This is a genomic window from Kastovskya adunca, from assembly GCF_059505785.1.
Genome location: NZ_JCACLG010000056.1, coordinates 57,807 through 77,490 on the forward strand (window position 1 = coordinate 57,807; position 19,684 = coordinate 77,490).

Genomic DNA, 19,684 nt, shown 5'->3' on the forward strand with positions numbered 1-19,684 from the left:
CTAGCGAACATTCCCGGAGTAAGATTACACTTTGCGGCACTTAGTTTAGGTACGACTTGATGACAGGTCAGTTGAAACATCAAGAGGAGGACATAACCATCGATATGTTATCGAAATCCCAGGATAAGCCCCAATTCTCCTGGCAGGCGCTTTTTTCCCTGCTGATGTTCTTCTATATGTACCTACCGATTCTGGTACTGACGTTTTATAGCTTTAATGAATCTGCCTACAGTGCGGGTTGGGAAGGATTTTCCCTGAAATGGTATGTCCGGCTCTTTCAGGATGTGCGGATTCTTCGGGCGTTACAAGATAGCCTCACCGTCGCAGTGGTAGCAGTAGCAATTTCCGCTGTACTGGGAACTTTAATGGCGGTGGGATTAGCGCGTTATCGCTTTCCAGGGAAAAATCTGTATCGCGGAGTTTCCTACCTACCGTTGATTATTCCTGATATTGCGATCGCTGTTGCCACATTAGTATTCCTGGCGGTGATCAGCTTACCCTTAAGCGTATGGACAATTGTTGCCGCTCATACCGTGTTCTGTTTATCCTATGTGGCGATTGTCGTTGCCTCTCGGCTTTCTGGACTTGACCCTCACTTAGAAGAAGCCGCCCTCGACTTGGGAGCCACCCCCACACAAGCTTTTATTAAGGTCTTACTGCCAGAATTGATGCCAGCAGTTATCGCGGGTTGCCTATTAGCCTTTGTCCTCAGCATGGACGACTTTTTGATCGCCAGCTTCACAGCCGGGGCGGGAGCCAATACTTTACCAATGGAAATCTTCAGCCGGATTCGCACAGGTGTCAAACCCGACATCAATGCCCTCAGCGTGATGTTAATTTTGGCTTCCGGAGCCGTTGCCTTCATTGCAGAAACCATCCGCTACAAAGGCGAACAGCAACGGTTTAAGTAGTCCTGAGTCCTGAGTGGGAAGAAAGTATGAAGGGTGAAGTATGAAGGATGAAGGGTGAAGGATGAAGTATGAAATTATTAGGCGATTGGAGTGATGGCTAATCGTTGTCAATTTTCATCTCCCCTGCTCCCCTGCACCCCTGCACCCCTGCACCCCTGCTCCCCGGCTCCCCGGCTTCCGGTTGCTTTGCAACATGGCTTCGTACAATGGAGAAATAACCGTGCGATTCGTTCTGCCGAAATAGGTGAAAACGCCTAAGGATGGCAGGCTTGGAAACTGAGGCACAAGCCAACAGAACCAAGACAACTGAATGACCATGTAGGTGAAAAACCTACCCTCCAGGTGCAGGAGTGACAGCATCACCCCCAGGTTCGAGACTAGCCATCAACGCCTGAAGCGGGGTGAAAAGGTGGCAACACTGGAAGCCTAATTCGGTGCCCATCGAGCAAAGTACCCATGAGTAAAGCTTTGGCTTGAAGATACGCTTGAATCGTCGTTACTCCAAACCAGCCAAATAAGGCTGAGAGGCTGGAACCAAAAGGTTAAGGATATGGAGTTGGCGTTTGATTATGCGACCAACAAGCACTTCCCAGAAACCCGGCGAAGAGTATCACTCTAAAGGTACACAACATGGTCTTTCGGAACGAAGTAACCTCCCGTTTGTTCTCTCATAGGTCGAAGAATGAGAGCAGGTGCTAACCGTATACAACAGGTAGGAGAGATTGTGAAAGAAGCAAATGTCAGGGGTAATTCCCTGGATAAGCTGACGTTCACACGATGATTTGGATGATAGAGTCAGGAGTCAGAGCAGAAATGTCCAAAACGAGGATAACCAAGACTACGGCGGAATGGCGCTTGATTAACTGGCGAAAGCTAGAGCGTCGAGTGTACAAGCTCCAAAAGCGAATCTATCGAGCCTCTCAACGTAGCGATATCAAAGCACTTCACAAACTCCAAAAGATGTTGATGAAGTCTTGGTCAGCAAGGGCTTTAGCGGTTCGTAGAGTAACCCAGGACAACAAAGGGAAAAAGACGGCGGGAGTGGATGGGCTGAAAAGCCTGACCCCAAAGCAACGTCTTGACCTTGTATCTAAATTACACCTGGGGACTAAGGCTAGCCCCACCCGGAGAGTATGGATTGAGAAACCGGGAAGGGATGAAAAGCGACCCTTAGGAATACCTACAATGAAAGACCGCACCTTGCAAGCGTTAGTCAAACTGGCTCTAGAGCCAGAATGGGAAGCGCGATTTGAACCTAATAGCTATGGGTTCAGACCAGGTAGATCATGTCATGATGCGGTTTCCGCAATATTTGACTCAATTCGGTACAAAGCCAAATATGTGCTTGACGCCGATATCGCCAAGTGTTTCGACCGCATCAACCAGGAGAAACTGCTCCTAAAACTAAATACATTCCCGACCATGAGACGACAAATAAAGTCCTGGTTAAAATCGGGAGTGATGGATGGCAAAGAGCTGTTTCCCACATTCGAGGGTACACCGCAGGGTGGCGTCATTTCTCCACTCCTCGCTAACATTGCCCTCCACGGGATGGAACAACGGATAAAAGAATACGTTGGTTCTCTGAAATATCTTGATAAAAACAAGAAAAATAGACAGAACAGCGTAAGTCTAATCCGATATGCCGATGACTTTGTGATTCTCCACAAAGACATAACCGTAGTCCAAGAATGTCAGGCTATCACAGATGACTGGTTAAAAGACATGGGTCTGGAATTGAAACCAAGTAAGACCAGATTGGCTCACACCCTTAACCAGGTGGAAAATGAGAATCCGGGATTTGATTTCCTAGGCTTCAACATACGCCAATTCCCTGTAGGAAAATACCACTCTGGTAAAAACACACAAAGACAACTACTTGGCTTCAAGACCATCATCACCCCAAGTAAGGAAAAGGTAAAGGTACATTACGACAAAATTGCAAAAACAATTAGCAACCACAAGTCCGCGCCACAATACGCGCTAATCAAACACTTGAACCCAATAATCAGGGGTTGGTCTAATTACTATGCAACTGTAGTAAGCAAGGTAACTTACGCAGAACTTGATAAACTTATGTACTACAAGCTCCGAGCTTGGGCAAAACGCCGCCACCATAATAAAACAATGGGGTATTTGGTCAAAAAGTATTGGCAGACCATAGGCGACGCTAACTGGGTATTCGCAACCATGAAGGAGGGAACAAACCCACTTCGGTTACTAAAACATGCCGATACTCCCATAGTTCGTCATGTGAAAGTTAAAGGCGAATCGTCACCATACGACGGTAACCTGGTCTACTGGAGTAAAAGAAAAGGCGAAAGTCCCGAACTACCTACAAAAGTAGCAATACTTCTGAAAAGGCAAAAGGGGAAATGCGCCATCTGTGGATTGCACTTCCGCGAGGAAGACGTGATGGAAGTAGACCATCGAATCCCCAAATCGAAAGGTGGGAAGGATTCTTATGATAACTTGGAACTTCTACACAGACATTGCCACGATACGAAGACAGCCAGCGATGGCAGTCTGGGTATAAAATACGGCTGGAACAGTGCCGAACCTAAGCCCCCCAGAAAACTTGAGAAGGTAGAAGGGAAATGGGCAATGAGGTGTGTATGACAAGCACCAAATCATTGAGGAGCCGTGTGCAGAGAAATCCGCAAGCACGGTTTTGAAGACCAGCGGGACTGGCGACAGTCTCGCTGAGTTTAATCTATCTAGGTAGTTTTTGAGAGTGGAGCAGGCTTTCATCCCTTCAATTTCTGTTTTTCAACCGCATCAGATTGTTTGTTTAGAACATGAGATGAGCTGTTTATATGCCGAAGTCGTACAGGTGGCAACAAAGCGGCAAATTTGTTGGGTACGTCCGTTGCTGTTGAGTGAGACTTTAGTGGCTCCCTCAGAAAGCGATCGCCCAATTGTGTATGATTTACGCCAGGGTGCGGATTTACTTTGGCCTGTAAGTTTGTTTCGACCTGCCCTCGATACGGAAGTGATTCCACTTTTGGTGCAGCTAGAAACCGCTGACAGAGAACCAGAAAGTTTCCAGATTGCCCGTCAGCAATTTAACTGTTTTATCCAGCAGGTTTGGCAAGCCTACAAAAGTGAGTTTCAGGCTTCATAACGAATTCCGGCGTCTTTCATGCGTTGAATTGCGGCGTGCATCTGTTCCTCTGGTACAGTGAGGGCAATGCGAAAGAAGCCTTCTCCGGCTGCACCGTAGCCGTTACCAGGTGGCACGATAATGCCGCATTTTTCCATCAACAGTGTTACAAACTCAGTGGAGGTGTAACCTTTAGGCACAGGTGCCCAGACGTACAGGGTTGCTCTTGGGGGTGCAATCGACCAACCGAGAGATTTCAGCCCTTCCACAATGATGTCTCTACGGCGTTGGTAAACTGAGATTACGTCTTGCAGTTCTTCTGTGGTAGTTTCCAAAGCCGCGATCGCCGCTCGTTGAATTGCCTTAAATATCCCAGTATCGACATTGGTTTTCACTTGTCTTAGTCCCTGAATCCCTAGGGCATTACCAACGACAAAACCGACGCGCCACCCGGTCATATTGTAGGATTTGGACAAGCTATGAAACTCAATTGCCACGTCCTTCGCCCCAGGAACCTGTAGAACGCTCGGCGGCTTATACCCGTCATACGCCATTTCTGAGTAGGCGTGGTCATGGCACAACAAAATATCGTAGCGGCGGCAGTAATCCACCAATTCTTCAAAAAACTCTAACGTTGCCACAGTCCCTGTAGGGTTGTTGGGGTAGTTAATCCACAGTAGCTTTGCCTTCTGAGCCACTGCTTCGGGAATCACTTTGAGATTGGGCAAAAAATCATTTTCCGCTTTCAGGGGCATGACGTAGGGTTCGCCCCCGGCAAAGAACGTTGAAGTGCGATATACAGGATAACCAGGCTCAGGAATTAAGGTATAGTCCCCTGGTTCTACGAAGGCTAAAAAGGTGTTATGAATGGCTTCTTTTGAGCCAATGGAAGAAACGACTTCCTTGTCTGGATCTAAGCCCGTGACGCCGAAGCGATGCGCCATCCACTCAGCCGCCGATGACCGATAATCTCTAGTTCCTTGGTAGGGAGGATAATTGTGGGTCGAGGGGTCATCTATTGCCTCGTGCATCGCCTTCAGGATGCGATCGGGTGTGGGGCAATCGGGATCTCCCACTCCCATATTGATAATGTCAACCCCTTTGGCAACTAGCTCACTACGCTTGCGGTTAATCTCGGCAAACAGATAAGGAGGTATTTTCTCTAAACGTCTGGCAAACTGCATGGCGACTTAACAACAACTCGGTGAGCAAGTGGGGCGAACCATAGGACAGTCTACCGCTCTTTGCGGTGAATTCTATGTAGCACCGATACCGATAGCCGTTGTGCGATGTCGAATTTATGACTAAGTAAAATTACTAGAGCTAAAAATAAATATATAAACTGGGGATAAACCTACATCATCAAGAGTCGCCGTAAAAATTGATGACTACCCCGGTCAGTTACTATTTTTAGTTTTATAGATAGACTGCTGATTAATATTCATCATAGGTTGGGTGTTCCAAGGTCGATAAAAAGTAACATCTCCATCGAACTCTTAGATCAAGTCGCGATCGCACAGGATGATTACTTGTTTTTCCCGGAGCTAACTTTTTTCAGCGGTACCACCCAAACAAAAGAACATGATATCCAGACGAGGAGCAGAATTCCGGCGCGAACCTGGGGAGAAATTTAATTCTGCAACTAAATTGAATTAAGGGCTAGCAACTAACTGAATCCGACCAGCATCCATTTCTGACATCAGTAGTTCAAGGGCTTCGTAATCTACGTCAGAAATATGACCCAATCGAGTTAGTTCGTAGTTGATTTCGTTCTCTATATCGGGGGTAAGTTTTCTGATATAAAGGGCTTTTTCTACCAGTTGCCGAATGACATATGTTGTAGTTTTCACAAGATTACTCGGTAGAACTCTATATTCAGAATTTTCTGCTGAATTCTGACTAGTTCGTGCGATCTACATCTCATAATCAAGTGATCCAAGTCACTGCTTAGTGCAGAAGTTTTCAGATCTGCTCAACTACCGCCTAAACTTTGCTTAATTACAACTCTAACTTCGGGTAGATTGACACTTTTAAAATATTAATGCCATAGCTGAAACGGCTTAACCTGCTTGCTATGGCGGGCTTCCACTTCTTTAGTATAGACAAACCTCTACCCAAAGGAAGAAGTAAACAATATTTAAAGGTGAAGGATTGGATAGTATCTTCAGGTTGTTGATTATCAACCAGGGAGAGACAATACTTCTGTATCTCCATTGAAAAACAAAGTAGTGCACAATACAATCGCCTACTGAACCCCAAAAATTCCTGAAAACTTTAAAAAAAGTAGAGGATTTTATAAAGATTTGGCAAAACCTGACCTAGAGACTGTGTCTCCGAGAAAATACGGACTATGTTTTATACATTATTCTCAGATTTTGATTACCAGTCGAGGAAGTAGAACCATGTTGAGTACACTTGTTGATTTCCAAATGACGGTTATTGAGCCTTCAGGCCATGTCAATGCCGCCAATGCCTCTGAATTTCAAGACCAACTGGCAAAAGCTGTCGCCTCAGGTGAGCATTCTGTTTTGTTGGTTGATATGCAGCAAGTTGAGTCTCTAGACAGTGCAGGACTGATGGCATTGGTTTCGGCGTTACACATCGCTCAACGCCTCAATCGACGTTTTACCCTTTGCTCGATCACTCCCTCAATTCGGATTATTTTTGAGCTGACGCAGCTAGACGAGGTATTTGAAATTTTTGAAAATCGTGCAGCGTTTGAAGCCTCTTTGTCTTAAAGGGAAGCGAAGCCTCTGATTAAATACGGGTGAGGTGAAAACGATGGAGATGATCGAGGTAATAGCCGACAACAAGGCTATTACCTGCTCTCAAAAGGGGTTTGGTGACAACCTGGCGATGGGCAAAGTCTGTCCTTGCTTGTCCGGAGTTCCTACCGGATACTAAGGACTAAAAGACAAGTCAAGCGTCCGTAGTGGTAAGCGATCGCTCTGGGGAATTAGTGCCGCGTAGGAAAGTCCGTTAAGATTAGGAGTGCGAAAGCTATAGTCCTAAGTAACCTTATCGGTGAGGTGAAGCCCCGTGGCAGTTTCAGCTACACGCTTACTGACAGCAGATGTATCACGACCCGCTCGTTATCTAGGTAATGAGCTAAATGCCGTACACAAACCCTGGGATACCGCAAAAGTCCGCTGGGTTTTAACTTATCCTGAAGTGTACGAGGTTGGCGCATCTAACCTGGGGCATATTATTCTCTACAACATCTTGAATGCACAGCCTCGGCAACTGTGCGATCGCGCTTACTTACCTGCCCTAGACTTAGCCAAGAAGCTGCGAGAAACCCAGACGCCTTTATTTGCGGTTGAAAATAAGCGATCGCTCACCGACTTTGACATTCTAGGCTTTAGCCTCAGCTACGAACTGGGAGCAACCAACATCTTAGAAATGTTGGATTTAGCAGGCATTCCCCTAACCTGGCAAGAACGCGCCGAAAGCGACTACCCGCTGATCTTTGCGGGGGGACAGACTGCCACCTCTAACCCCGAACCCTACGCGGATTTTTTTGATTTCGTTGCCTTGGGAGATGGGGAAGAACTGCTCCCAGAAATTGGCTTAGTTCTAGAAGAAGGAAAAGATAGCGGGATCAGCCGAGAAGCCTTGCTGCTAGATTTGGCACAAATACCCGGCGTCTACGTACCGCAATTTTATCAAATGGCAGACGATGGCTCTGTCCATCCCCTGCGCCCCGATGTCCCCAAGCGGATTTTACGGCGAGTTGCCACGCCGATGCCTGCTTACTCCATTGGTTTAGTCCCCTACGTCGAAACCGTCCACGACCGACTAACCATTGAGGTGCGGCGCGGTTGTACGCGCGGTTGCCGCTTCTGTCAGCCCGGAATGCTGACTCGTCCGGCACGGGATGTGGAACCGGAGCAAGTGATAGAGGCGATTGAGGACGGGATGCGAGCAACGGGATACAACGAGTTTTCTCTTCTATCCCTAAGCTGTTCCGACTACCTGGCTCTACCCACCGTCGGAATGGAAATCAAAAATCGCCTCAAAGATGAAAATATTACCCTATCTCTTCCCAGTCAGCGGGTAGACCGTTTTGATGAAAATATTGCCAATATCCTTGGGGGAACGCGCCAAGGCGGTTTGACCTTTGCCCCAGAAGCGGGAACGCAACGAATGCGGGACATCGTCAACAAGGGGCTGACGAACGCAGAACTACTCAGAGGCGTCAAGACGGCGTTTGAGCAGGGCTGGGATAAAGTCAAGCTGTATTTCATGATTGGCTTGCCCGGAGAAACGGATGTGGATGTTCTGGGCATTGCAGAAACGGTGGCGTGGTTGCAGCAGGAGTGTCGAGCATCAGGGAGAAGACGTCTCAACATTAACCTGACGATTTCCAACTTTACGCCGAAGCCCCATACTCCCTTCCAGTGGCATTCCGTTTCTACAACAGAATTTAAGCGCAAGCAAGAGTTGCTGCGGCAAGCATTCCGGCGGATGAAGGGCGTGAAGGTGAACTACACCGATGTCCGCATTTCAGCAATGGAAGACTTTGTGGGACGGGGAGACAGACGCTTGGGTGCGGTTGTGCGTCGCGCCTGGGAGATGGGGGCGGGAATGGATTCCTGGTGGGAAAATTTGGAGCAGGCATTTGCAGCTTGGGGAGAGGCAATAGCCGCATCAGATTTAACGTGGAAGTACCGGAAGGTGGAAAACGGTGAATGGAATGTGATGGAAGGACTCACCGACTCGGACTCACTGACTCGGACTCAGGACTCACTTCATGAACCGTTGCCTTGGGATCATATTGATACCGGAATCGACAAACAATGGTTGATTGAGGATTTGCAACGGGCTTTAGAAGCCGCAACGGTACCGGATTGCTCCTTTGAAGGCTGTTCCCACTGCGGGATTTGCGGCACAGACTTTGGTCACAATGTGGTGATTCAGCCGCTGCCGATTCCCTCGTTTCAGGGGCACTTCACGCCAAACACAACAAAAGTGCAGCGGCTGCGAGCCTGCTTTGGCAAGCAGGGTGATATGGCGCTAGTTGGTCATTTAGACTTGGCGCGGCTATTTGATCGGGCGGTGCGACGTGCAGCTTTACCCGTTACTTTTAGTGGTGGTTTTCACCCTAGTCCTAGAATTATGATTGCCAACGCGCTGCCGTTGGGGGCAACTAGTAGCGGTGAGATTGTGGACTTTGAACTGACAGAGTCGATGGATGCGGGAAGTTTTCAGGAACGCCTAGCCGCTCAGTTACCCGGTGATATTCCGGTTTACCGAGTAGAGGAGGTGGACTTAAAGGCGGCGGCGGCAACTCAGCTTTTGGAACGGGCGGAGTATTTGGTTACAGTTGCTGTCAATGAGGCGGAATTTTCAACTCAAAACTGGCGATCGCTATGGGAAGGTTGGGTAGAGGAAATTAAAGCCAGTCAGGAAATTTGGCAGGAGCAAACGACGAAGTCGGGTAAGAAGCGACAGGTGAATTTGCGGGAGCGACTCTTTGAGTTGGAGCTTAGCGAACTCCAGCAGCGCAGAGAACACCCAGAGGAGGGATTTTCTGTGGTTTTGCGGTATGTGGGGAGTTGTCGCAACGATGGGACGCTGCTGCGTCCGGAGCATCTGGTCTATCTGTTGGAGTCGGTGAGCCAGCAGGAGATGGAGTTGTTGCACAGCCACCGCTGTCAAATGATTTTGGCGGAGTAATAAGGCGATCGCGATTCATTAATATCAACAGACTCCAGTGGAGGGAACGCACCGATGGTACGACAACTGCCCCCTGAAACCACATCAGATATTATTTACCCCGACAGCGATGGTCAGCCAATGGCAGACAACACTAAGCAATTTCGTTGGATTGTCATCATTAAGGAAAATTTAGAAATCTTATTTGCCTCTGACCCGAATGTTTTTGTCGCCGGGGATCTACTCTGGTATCCCGTCGCAGGAAATAACAAGATTCGCCAAGCACCTGATGCGATGGCTGTCTTTGGTAGACCAAAAGGAGATAGGGGTTCTTATAAGCAGTGGGAAGAAGACAACATTGCTCCCCAAGTCGTGTTTGAAATTTTATCTCCTGGAAACCGCCTCAAAGAAATGGCAAAGAAACTTCAGTTTTATGACCGCTACGGGGTTGAAGAATATTACATCTATGACCCCGACAGAGTGGATTTATTAGGCTGGCTGCGCTGTGAAGAACGCTTAATCGTGATTGAGGAGATGAATGGTTGGGTCAGTCCCCGACTCGGAATCAGGTTTGAGCTGCAAGCAGACACCCTGGAAATTTATCGTCCTGATGGGCGACGGTTCCTCACCCCTGTTGAATTAGATCAGCGTGCAGAGGAGGCGATTTCCCATTTGGAACAGGCACAACAGCGCTATCAAGCCTTGCTAGAGCAACTGCGAGCAAAAGGAATTGATCCGGAACAGTTGTAAAGACCTAGAACCAAGCGACTTGCGATCGCTCATATAAAACTCGACCATAAACACCCTCAGTCTGCTTAGCAATCTTTACCCAACTAAAGCGGCGTTCTAAGTCTTCGTAGGCATTATCAATCAACCATTGGGCATAGCCTGTATTCTTCAAAACCTCCAGGATTCCCCAAGCCAGAGAATCTGGGTTATTGGCATCAGTCACAATTCCCGTCTTGGTGTGACGCACGACTTCTGGTAAGCCACCTGCATTAGAAACGACGACGGGTACGCGAGCCGCAAAACTTTCTAAGGCAACGATACCAAACGGTTCGTAAAGACTGGGAAAAACAGCACAGTCAGCAACCGTTTGAAACCGATCCAGATCCACGTCAGACATAAAGCCCGTAAAGTAGCATTTGTGCCCAATTCCTAAATCCCAGGCTTGACGCCTTAGATGATCGGTATTCCCGCCACCGATAATCACAAACTTGGCGTAGTCGTGCATTTCCCTAAGTATTTTGGGCGCAGCATTGAGCAACACAGAGACGCCCTTTTCATAGGTCATGCGCCCCACATAGTAGACAATCTTTTCGCCATCATCGGCAAAGCGACGGCGGAAAGTTTGATGATCGAACTCAGGAACGCGTCGTTTCTTTTCCGGGCGAATACCGTTGTAGATGACATCCATTTTGTCCCACGGCGTCTCTAAAGCGCGTTCTACCTCCCGCCGCATGTAGTCGCTACAGACAATAACTCGCCAAGCATCAAAGGCAATAAGTTTTTCTTTCCCGCAAATGTAGTGATGAGTATCCGTATGAATTCCGTTGTAGCGACCAAATTCTGTAGCGTGGATCGTTGTAATTAGGGGTAATTTGAAGTTGTGCTTCAGGGCAATAGCGGCATCTCCTACCAGCCAATCATGGGCATGAATCAGATCAAACTGCCCCTCCTCTAAAATTAACTTGCCGCCATGACACCCCATACTTTCGTTCAGGTTCACAATCCAGTGGAAAAAGTCCTGACTGGGTGCCACTTGTACCCGATGAATATGAACGCCTTCTACCCTCTCATAGAGCGGCGCTTCCCCAAACTCCACTGTAATTAAGTGGACTTCGTGCCCTAGTTTGACAATCTCTGGATATAATTCAGCGACATGGCGAGCAATTCCTCCCACAATCCGGGGGGGAAACTCCCAGGCAAGTACGAGAATTTTCACGCTTCACCCATCCCCTTAGCTTCACACAAATCTATAAAGTGACATCCTCCCCCGTCAAATCAAAGATTGTGACGAGGGCATCCAACCTCACGGGGCTAGCTTTTCCTGGTTCTTCTCTGGCGAGATTTCGACACTTGCCTAGATTCCGAACCCCGCCTCAAGCCTGTGATCCCCAAACATTCCCTTAGCCATTGTGGAATAGTCCAGATCTTCTCTGAAGATCATGTCGCCAACATCACAAGAATATTTACTAATTAGCTCATATACACTCTTATGTTAAAAGCAAGGGCGGCGAACTCCTACCTTTAATCGCCTTTCATCTCCCGTCTATCGTGACGGGATTCATCAGGAGCGAGACTGAATCAAGTATTTCTCAAATTCTCATCGGGGTAATTCCCCTGAGCAGACAGTTTTTTCAGCGTAGAACCAATAATTGAGTGTTAGGCACGTCAAGAACCGGGCGACGGGCGAACTGCTCAGTAGTGAGTAATGACTAAAGCTTGTCTAAACATTGCCAACAACGCTTTTTAAAAAGTGCTGAACTGTGTCGATGAGTTCATGGGGCTTAAAGGGTTTGCAAATATAGGCATCAGCACCTTGCTTGATGCCCCAGTAACGGTCAAATTCTTCTTTTTTGCCGGAACACATCACGACGACCACATGCTGAGTTTTAGGGTCTGACTTAATCCGACGGCAGAGTTCGTAGCCGTTCATCCGGGGCAGAATAATATCCAAAACAATGAGATCAGGGCAATTTCTCTGAATTTTGTCCAGTGCTTCAACGCCATCACAAGCCGCACTTACATTCAGTCCACTGCTTTTCAGAAGCTCTGACATGATCTCTCGCTGAGTGAGACTATCTTCCACTACTAAAACTGTACGCATAAATTTCACCTGAATACTGAGGGAAAAAGTGGGCGAGGAAATGCAGTGTACCTCGATTGTAATGACTCTATAGGATGCAGCTTACCCAGTTCTCCCCATTTTCTCTCATTGGGAGGAGGTTTTCCGTAAAAGTTCTATTGACATTTCTAAATTTCATTGAAGCTTTAAATAAGGCTCTCCCTCACCGTCTGAATGACTATCGCGGGCGACCTAGAGTAGTGATGTACAAAACGGCTTCATCAGCGGGAATGCCGAGAACTTCATTGACTTGATTATCAAAAAAGCCACCAATTCCACTAACACCCATACCAAGATGGATTGCGGCTAAGTTCAATCGTTGTCCCAAATGACCTGCATCCATATGGAGATAGCGGTAGACGCGATCGCCATATTGAGCCACGGCTGACTGCAAGTCAGCGGTATGGAACAGTACCGCCCCTGCATCACGTCCTAGCTCTTGTCCTAAACACAAAAAATGTAATTCTTTCCGGAAATTCTTAAAGCGAATCTGTCGCAGTTCTTGTGCTTTTGGGGCGTAGTAATAGCACCCTTCGTCTAAATCAGTGACTCCCGAAACCGCAATAAACGTCTCGATTAAGTTCAAACTGAAGTAATCGGGCGAACCATCCAATGCCTGCTCAACATAATTTTGGGGCTGGTAGGTAAAATCCAATAAAGCTTTGAGTTCAGCTAACGTCAAGTCGGCACCACTATAAGCACGAGTAGAACGTCGCTTGATCAGGGTCTGTTCCAGGTCTTCCAGATGGTTTCCCCACTCAATTGGTGCGGTTTGAGTCGAGATTTTCTCACAAAACGGAAAGTTGTACTTGTCCGATTGTGTCTTGGGGGCGGTAAGTTCTACTTTCCATTCCTGAGGTTCTGTAATCTGGGTGGCGCGGTGTAAGTAACCCAGCAGCTCTCCATCGGGAATCTGGGGATACTCAGCTTGCGTCGCAGACGGTAAGACCGTGGAAGCAGGTGGCAAATATTGCTCCTCATCTAGCAAGTCTGCTAAAGGAATGACCGCGATCGCGCCTTCCTGTTCTGGCTCCAAATAAAGTAACTGATTGACCGCTTGATCGGCAAACCCCCCAATCAAATGGGGGCGATAGTCATGGATCGCACAGGCAAGCTCAATATTACCCAGCAGATGACCTGTATCCAGAAAAATTCGCCGATAAGCTCGGTCTTCATAACGCCAAGCTGAGCGATAGAATACCGCCGTGATCACAATCGCCAGTTCAGTATTTTCTAGCATCGGATGCTGGAAACATGCCCCTTGCAGCCCTGACCAAACCTCATCTTGCCAAAAATTCACTAAAGAATGAGTCAGAGCCTGGTAGTTATAAAGTCCGGCGGGTAACTGAGGCGTTCCACGGGAAACTACATAAACTTCTGCTGGATACAAACCCCCTGCCGACGGTGCCGACCGAAGATAGAGAAACGAGCCTGTCACCGTGGACATTCTCGCCGTCAAGCCATAGCTGCAAAACAGCAACCGTGACAACCTCTGCCAAGTCCGATAAGAAGCATCAGTTTCTGTTCCGGCTTGCTCTTGCAGATAGGGTTTGAGGTCATAGCTCCTCCCCAGCTTATACTCCTTGAAAGATACGGGTTGCTGCTTCCAATCCAGCACCTTATTTTTGGAGGTAATTGTCTGAGGCTCGTACTTGGTGCGCTCGTGGTAGTGCTGTGCAATTGATTCTTTCAGTTCTGCCATGACAATTTAAATCGGCTGCGGACTAGCCTTTTTATCTTGACATTCCTAGCTCCCTACTTGTCACGAATGATAGATAAGTCCTGACCGCTCAGCCAAGACGAGTTGAGCAATTCACGGGTTGCGCCCTCACTATAAATTGCTGCCAGTATGTCTTAGTCTCAATCTATACTTTCTAATGGTTGCGGAAACGGCAACCGCAGGGGCAAGCCTTGCTACAAGCTATATCGGCTGAAAGGCTCTCCTGACAAAGACTTTAGTAGGGCAAACAAGACCATTGCCCCGATCACTAGTAGAATTTCAAAACAGGTTTTAGGTATAGATAATGGCAAAGAAGTAAATTTTTTGCACCTATTTATGAAAGACTATGCTATAAGTGTTAAGGCTTCGTTACATATAGTGCTATTGATGATCGCAGTGTAATTGCTACTTGTAGCTAGCTGGATTCTGCACAAGTACATAGTCAAATTTCTCACTTGGTCTGTCCTGCTATCACTGGTAGCTAGCAGGTTTTTTATGTGCCTTCACGTCAGTTATCGGCACGACTAGAAATTGGAGAATAGTTACTTATTCATGACAGTATCAACGTCAAAGCCCCAACCGCTGGCCGCTCTCTCAGTCGATTCTGATTTGCGTTTGAGAGACATTTTGAAAACATTGCCACAAGAGGTTTTTAAGAAAAATCCGCGTAAAGCTTGGCTAAAAGTTGCGATCAATGTCTTACTAGTGGGCTTAGGCTACTGGGGACTGGCAGTTTCTCCCTGGTTTTTGTTACCCCTAATCTGGGTTTTTATAGGTACGGCACTGACTGGGTTTTTTGTACTTGGTCACGATTGCGGTCATCGGTCGTTTGCTAATCGCAAGTGGGTCAACGATCTAGTAGGACATGTAATGTTTCTGCCGTTGATGTATCCGTTTCATAGCTGGCGCATTCTGCACAATTACCACCACAAGCACACCAATAAATTGGAGGTGGATAATGCTTGGGACCCTTTAACACCAGAGGAATTTGCCAGTTTGCCCGGTGTGGTGCAGTGGAGCTATAAACAGGCACGGGGGCGGTTTTGGTGGGTAGGTTCGATCGGTCACTGGGCACTGAGGCACTTTAACTGGTCACAATTTCAGGGCAAAGAGCGCCAGCAGGTGAAATTGTCTGTGATTGTAGTGCTGATTGGTGCGGCGATCGCGTTTCCGACTCTTATTGCCACCACGGGTATTTGGGGCTTCGTCAAATTCTGGTTGCTACCTTGGTTGGTGTATCACTTCTGGATGAGTACCTTTACCATCGTCCACCACACCGCGCCTGATATTCCCTTTATCCCCGCCGATAGCTGGCATCAGGCAAAAGCCCAGCTCAATGGAACTGTTCACTGCGACTATCCTCGATGGGTGGAATTCCTCTGTCACGACATCAATGTTCACGTTCCCCATCACCTTTCCACCGCAATTCCCTGGTACAACCTGCGGAAAGCGCATCAAAGTCTGAAAGAAAATTGGGGAGAAGACATTATTGAGCGCCAGTTTTCCTGGTCTTTAATGAAGGAAATTACCGATCAGTGTCACTTATACGACGCTGACAATTACTACCGAACCTTTAAGGATTAGTCCTGAGCGTTGGTAGGTAACTGTGCCTACCATTGCTGAGAAAACGATTAGCGATCGCTTCTATGAAAGAGGCGATCGCTTTTTTCTATGACGTTTTACAAACTCTTACTCAATCTTGCCCGTGAAAACCTTCTCAGCGCTGCCAGTCATATAAACTCGCCCATCGGTTTGGGAGTAGTCAATCTCTAAACAGCCACCGGGAAGCTCGACGGTGCAGTGGCGATCGCTTTTACCCGTCAGCACCCCCGCAACCACCGTCGCACAAGCCCCAGTGCCGCACGCTAAGGTAATTCCTGCCCCCCGTTCCCAAACTCGCATCTTCAGGTAATCTGGGCGCACGACTTGAATAAACTCAGTATTGATGCGTTGAGGAAAAGCGGGGTGATGCTCAAACTGCGAACCAATCGTTTCTAAGGGAATGGCGGCGACATCTTCAACAAAGGTGATGCAGTGAGGGTTGCCCATACTGACGCAGGTAACATCCCAAACTTCTCCAGCGGCTTCCAAGGGCTGGCTAATGACTTTCTCATCCCCAGAGCACAGGGTGGTGGGAATTTCTGCGGCTAAAAGTCGCGGTAAGCCCATGTCAACCGTCACTTGACCATCCCGGCGAAGTTTGGGAGTCATTACCCCTCCCAGAGTATGCAGGTGATATTCTGCTAAAGTTCCAGAATCACCTTCTAAATCGGCGATAAATCTAGCTAAACAGCGAATGCCATTGCCGCACATCTCTGGTTCTGAGCCATCGGAGTTGAAAATCCGCATGGTGTAGTCGGTGCCATCTTGTCCCGGTAGGGCAAAAATCACCCCATTTGCTCCAATGCCAAAATGGCGATCGCAAAGTTTAATCGCTTGCTCTGGTGTGATGAGGGGTTCAGATGAGGAGCGATTATCAATCAAAATGAAGTCGTTCCCCAGTCCGTGGTACTTTGTAAATTCAATAGCCATAATATTGCTCCGATATAGCGATTCATTCTGAGTTTCGTCTCACGGCGTCAGTTCTAAACAACTGACTGCTGACAATCGTTAAATAATTGTAAGATTCTCTCTTGTACTCTTATGCTCGTATGAGCTTCAGGTTTTGATCGTGGCTGAATTCGAGACTGGACAACCGGGCGTTCGTCAAATTCAATCCTTTATAAAAGACCAACAACGCGTTGAGGTAAAACTGCTCACCGGGGATGTCATGGTGGGTAAGGTGCGTTGGCAAGATGCTAACTGCCTATATCTCTACGATGTTGAGCCAGAAGCCGAGTCAATGATTGTTTGGCGACACGCGATCGCCTATGTGAAAGCTTAAGCGTCATGACGATTAACGGTATCAGAACCTTAAAAGATATTGCCAGCAATATCTCTTAAGACGATTAATAACTAACCCCCATAGTTCAATCTCGCTGGCTATCGAGAGGGATAAACTCTTGCATTGCTTCGCTGACGGGTGCCTTGAGCATAGGCACCGATATGGGGGTCTGCAAATCAGGCACCAGCCACTTCTGCAATTGATTCAGGGGGTAACTACCACCACACAAAAGTACGCGATCGCCAGTACGTACATCTGTACTGCCATCGGGAAAGCGGATAAATTTGCCTTCGCGGCGGATGGCTTGCACCTGAATGCCGTACTGACGCCGCCAATGGAGCTGCGAGAGGGTTTTACCATGAGCGGGACTGCCTTCAGGTACCAGCAACCATTGGCAAGGGGTAGAAGCCGCAGGAATCGCCATTTCTCCCTTTGCCAATTCATTAAAAGCAGCAATTTCATTGGATTCTCCGACGGCTAAAAGGCGATCGCCCTTTTGCAGTTTCACCTGAGGATCGGGATAGTCGAGTTCTTCCCCAGACGCGCGGCGAATAGCAACTAAGCTCACCCCCGATAGGCGGCGAACATTAGCTTGTTCTAAGGTCATCCCGATCAAGGGTGAATAATCAGGGATGTCGTACCACTTGCTATTCATCGTCTCGGCTGCGGTTCGCAAATCTTTCGCAACTTGAGAGGGTAGTTGCTCTGAGCGTAAACCCAAATAGTGAGAACTGCGAATCTGCTCCATCTCCCGCTGAATCATCCACATGGGCAATCCCACCCCAGACAAGAGATGAGCCGTGAGTTCCAAGCTTGCCTCAAACTCTGGCTGCACAACTTCTTTAGCACCGAGTTGGTAAAGCAGTTCGATGTCCCGGTCTTTAGTTGCCCGCACGACAATATCTAAGTCGGGAGCTAACTCCAGCGCTCGCTTGAGACACAACCTTGTACTCATCGGATCGGGCAGAGTAATGACCATCGATCTCGCCCGGTCTACCCCAGCTTTTTCCAGCACATGCAAACTGGCAGCATTGCCATAAACATAGGGGATTTCTGCCTCTCGCAGTTGTTGAATGGTTCGCTCAGACTGGTCTACCACCAAAACCGTGGCGTTGTGGTCTTGCATGAGCCGCATTAAATTTTTGCCCCCCTGTCCGTAGCCACAAATCACAATATGATTTTGCAGTTGTTGGCTATCAGTAGACACTTCCTGCGGCGCATCCATGGGGTCAAGGTACGGCTTCAAGAACGGGATTGTCTCGATCCAATTAAAGACAATTGGCACCAAACGCAGCATCAGGGGTGTAATCACCAGCGTCACCGCCGTTGTTCCCAAAATCAACAGATAAACTCGTCGGGAAACCAATCCCAGCACCTGTCCTTCACTGGCAAGAACAAAGGAAAATTCCCCAATTTGTGCTAGCCCCAACCCGGCAAGAACTGCTGTTCTCCACGGATAGCGAAACGCTCTTACTATGGGAGTGACAATCAAAAACTTACCCACTACAACCAACAGCACCAGTCCGAGAATCAACTCCAGGTTGTTCCACAAAAACATCGGGTCAATCAGCATCCCGACCGCTGCGAAGAATACAGCCGCGAAGATATCCCGGATTGGTTCTACATAGGTTAAAGTCTGATCTGCGTACTCCACCTCCGAAATCATCAATCCGGCGACAAACGCCCCCATCTCAATGGAAAGCCCCAGCTGATCCGTCAGCAGGGCAATGCCTAAACACAAGACGACAACCCCTAGCAAAAATAGCTCTCGGCTTTCCGTGCGGGCTAAAAGCCGCAACAAAGAGGGGATGAGCCAAATCCCTACCGCCAAAGCTCCGGCTGCAAACAATCCAATTTTTAATACCGCCAGTCCTACGGCTATCCCAATGGCGTTTAGCGGTTGATCGAGGGCGGGAAGTACCGCCAGCATTAAGCCCAGTGCCAAGTCTTGCACCACCAAAACTCCCAGCATGACTTGTCCTTGGGGCGTCTCTGTTTCGTTGCGTTCCATCAAGCACTTGAGAACGACAGCGGTAGACGACAAAGATAAGATTCCCCCCAGAAAGACTCCCTGCGCCGGGGAAGTCACCCAGCCCATTGCCACAGAGATTGAAGCCGTCACTAGGATAGTCAGGGCAATCTGCAACGCTCCTCCACCTAATGCGATCGCCCGAACTTTTTTGAGTTCCGCCAGAGAAAACTCTACTCCCAGCGCAAATAGTAAGAATGCAACTCCAAACTGTGCCAGCGTCTCGATTTGGACTAATTCTTTAATCAAACCCAGACCCGCTGGCCCAACAATTATTCCCCCCAAGATATAACCTAGCAGTGCAGGTTGACGGCATAGAGAGGCAAATAGCCCTCCAGCTGCGGCTGCTGCGAGAATGGAGACAAAATCTATAATGAGTCGAAAATCTTCTTGCACAATTTTTGTTATCTGAGAAAAATATTAAGCTGTATAAACCTAAGAATACAAATTTTTTCAGCTTAGGTGGTGCCTCAGCTAGGAGAATCGATAGCAATTTCAGGGCAAGCGTTGGAAACAGTTTCCGTGGAGTGA

At 48.0% G+C, this 19,684-nt stretch carries 15 protein-coding genes; 8 read left to right on the forward strand and 7 right to left on the reverse strand.

The window, feature by feature from the left end; genetic code table 11:
- The first annotated feature begins 59 nt into the window (after positions 1–59).
- From AC5JR3_RS21095 to AC5JR3_RS21105, 3 genes are all read left to right on the forward strand, one after another.
- Positions 60–911, forward strand: a complete 852-nt coding sequence (locus tag AC5JR3_RS21095) for an ABC transporter permease (RefSeq protein WP_495848536.1) — start codon at positions 60–62, stop codon at positions 909–911.
- 813 nt (positions 912–1,724) lie between these two features.
- Positions 1,725–3,530: a group II intron reverse transcriptase/maturase gene (gene ltrA, locus AC5JR3_RS21100; protein WP_495848537.1), complete on the forward strand. Its 1,806-nt coding sequence runs from the start codon at positions 1,725–1,727 to the stop codon at positions 3,528–3,530.
- A 184-nt stretch (positions 3,531–3,714) separates the two neighbouring features.
- Positions 3,715–4,035 (forward strand): hypothetical protein, encoded by a 321-nt coding sequence (locus AC5JR3_RS21105; protein ID WP_495848538.1) that lies wholly within the window; start codon positions 3,715–3,717, stop codon positions 4,033–4,035.
- On the opposite strand, the gene AC5JR3_RS21110 is transcribed toward AC5JR3_RS21105, so the two are convergent.
- Positions 4,023–5,198, reverse strand: coding sequence for a pyridoxal phosphate-dependent aminotransferase (locus tag AC5JR3_RS21110; RefSeq protein ID WP_495848539.1), 1,176 nt, complete (start codon positions 5,196–5,198; stop codon positions 4,023–4,025). The genes AC5JR3_RS21105 and AC5JR3_RS21110 overlap by 13 nt on opposite strands.
- Before the next feature lie 468 nt (positions 5,199–5,666).
- The gene (locus AC5JR3_RS21115) at positions 5,667–5,864 is read right to left on the reverse strand and encodes a hypothetical protein (protein ID WP_495848540.1); all 198 of its coding nucleotides are present in this window, start codon (positions 5,862–5,864) and stop codon (positions 5,667–5,669) included.
- Between the two features lie 552 nt (positions 5,865–6,416).
- Here AC5JR3_RS21115 and AC5JR3_RS21120 point away from each other — a divergent pair.
- The 3 genes from AC5JR3_RS21120 to AC5JR3_RS21130 all read left to right on the forward strand — a co-directional run bounded on the left by AC5JR3_RS21120 (position 6,417) and on the right by AC5JR3_RS21130 (position 10,422).
- Positions 6,417–6,752: an STAS domain-containing protein gene (locus AC5JR3_RS21120; protein WP_495848541.1), complete on the forward strand. Its 336-nt coding sequence runs from the start codon at positions 6,417–6,419 to the stop codon at positions 6,750–6,752.
- A gap of 301 nt (positions 6,753–7,053) precedes the next feature.
- Positions 7,054–9,693, forward strand: coding sequence for a TIGR03960 family B12-binding radical SAM protein (locus AC5JR3_RS21125; RefSeq protein ID WP_495848542.1), 2,640 nt, complete (start codon positions 7,054–7,056; stop codon positions 9,691–9,693).
- Between the two features lie 54 nt (positions 9,694–9,747).
- Positions 9,748–10,422 (forward strand): Uma2 family endonuclease, encoded by a 675-nt coding sequence (locus AC5JR3_RS21130; RefSeq protein WP_495848543.1) that lies wholly within the window; start codon positions 9,748–9,750, stop codon positions 10,420–10,422.
- Positions 10,423–10,426: 4 nt separating this feature from the next.
- Here AC5JR3_RS21130 and AC5JR3_RS21135 read toward each other — a convergent pair whose 3' ends face one another.
- From AC5JR3_RS21135 to AC5JR3_RS21145, 3 genes are all read right to left on the reverse strand, one after another.
- Positions 10,427–11,617, reverse strand: coding sequence for a glycosyltransferase family 4 protein (locus AC5JR3_RS21135; protein ID WP_495848544.1), 1,191 nt, complete (start codon positions 11,615–11,617; stop codon positions 10,427–10,429).
- Between the two features lie 504 nt (positions 11,618–12,121).
- Entirely contained in the window at positions 12,122–12,502 is a 381-nt protein-coding gene (locus AC5JR3_RS21140; protein WP_495848545.1) for a response regulator, read from the reverse strand.
- 196 nt (positions 12,503–12,698) lie between these two features.
- The gene (locus tag AC5JR3_RS21145) at positions 12,699–14,222 is read right to left on the reverse strand and encodes a SagB/ThcOx family dehydrogenase (RefSeq protein ID WP_495848546.1); all 1,524 of its coding nucleotides are present in this window, start codon (positions 14,220–14,222) and stop codon (positions 12,699–12,701) included.
- Between the two features lie 570 nt (positions 14,223–14,792).
- Here AC5JR3_RS21145 and AC5JR3_RS21150 point away from each other — a divergent pair.
- Positions 14,793–15,824, forward strand: coding sequence for a fatty acid desaturase (locus tag AC5JR3_RS21150; RefSeq protein WP_495848547.1), 1,032 nt, complete (start codon positions 14,793–14,795; stop codon positions 15,822–15,824).
- Positions 15,825–15,929: 105 nt separating this feature from the next.
- Here the strand turns inward: AC5JR3_RS21150 and dapF are convergent, their stop codons facing one another.
- Positions 15,930–16,772 (reverse strand): diaminopimelate epimerase, encoded by an 843-nt coding sequence (gene dapF / locus AC5JR3_RS21155; protein WP_495848548.1) that lies wholly within the window; start codon positions 16,770–16,772, stop codon positions 15,930–15,932.
- Positions 16,773–16,911: 139 nt separating this feature from the next.
- Between dapF and AC5JR3_RS21160 the strand changes: the two genes are divergently transcribed.
- The gene (locus tag AC5JR3_RS21160; protein ID WP_495848549.1) at positions 16,912–17,124 is read left to right on the forward strand and encodes an Hfq-related RNA-binding protein; all 213 of its coding nucleotides are present in this window, start codon (positions 16,912–16,914) and stop codon (positions 17,122–17,124) included.
- Positions 17,125–17,209: 85 nt separating this feature from the next.
- On the opposite strand, the gene AC5JR3_RS21165 is transcribed toward AC5JR3_RS21160, so the two are convergent.
- The gene (locus tag AC5JR3_RS21165; protein WP_495848550.1) at positions 17,210–19,549 is read right to left on the reverse strand and encodes a monovalent cation:proton antiporter family protein; all 2,340 of its coding nucleotides are present in this window, start codon (positions 19,547–19,549) and stop codon (positions 17,210–17,212) included.
- Positions 19,550–19,684: the final 135 nt, after the last annotated feature.

Excerpts from the sequence above, each read along its gene's own strand:
- AC5JR3_RS21095 (WP_495848536.1), top strand. The coding sequence starts at position 60 with ATGACAGGTCAGTTGAAACATCAAGAGGAGGACATAACCATCGATATG.
- ltrA (WP_495848537.1), top strand. The coding sequence starts at position 1,725 with ATGTCCAAAACGAGGATAACCAAGACTACGGCGGAATGGCGCTTGATT.
- AC5JR3_RS21105 (WP_495848538.1), top strand. The coding sequence starts at position 3,715 with ATGAGCTGTTTATATGCCGAAGTCGTACAGGTGGCAACAAAGCGGCAA.
- AC5JR3_RS21110 (WP_495848539.1), bottom strand. The coding sequence starts at position 5,198 with ATGCAGTTTGCCAGACGTTTAGAGAAAATACCTCCTTATCTGTTTGCC.
- AC5JR3_RS21120 (WP_495848541.1), top strand. The coding sequence starts at position 6,417 with ATGTTGAGTACACTTGTTGATTTCCAAATGACGGTTATTGAGCCTTCA.
- AC5JR3_RS21130 (WP_495848543.1), top strand. The coding sequence starts at position 9,748 with ATGGTACGACAACTGCCCCCTGAAACCACATCAGATATTATTTACCCC.
- AC5JR3_RS21140 (WP_495848545.1), bottom strand. The coding sequence starts at position 12,502 with ATGCGTACAGTTTTAGTAGTGGAAGATAGTCTCACTCAGCGAGAGATC.
- AC5JR3_RS21145 (WP_495848546.1), bottom strand. The coding sequence starts at position 14,222 with ATGGCAGAACTGAAAGAATCAATTGCACAGCACTACCACGAGCGCACC.
- AC5JR3_RS21150 (WP_495848547.1), top strand. The coding sequence starts at position 14,793 with ATGACAGTATCAACGTCAAAGCCCCAACCGCTGGCCGCTCTCTCAGTC.
- dapF (WP_495848548.1), bottom strand. The coding sequence starts at position 16,772 with ATGGCTATTGAATTTACAAAGTACCACGGACTGGGGAACGACTTCATT.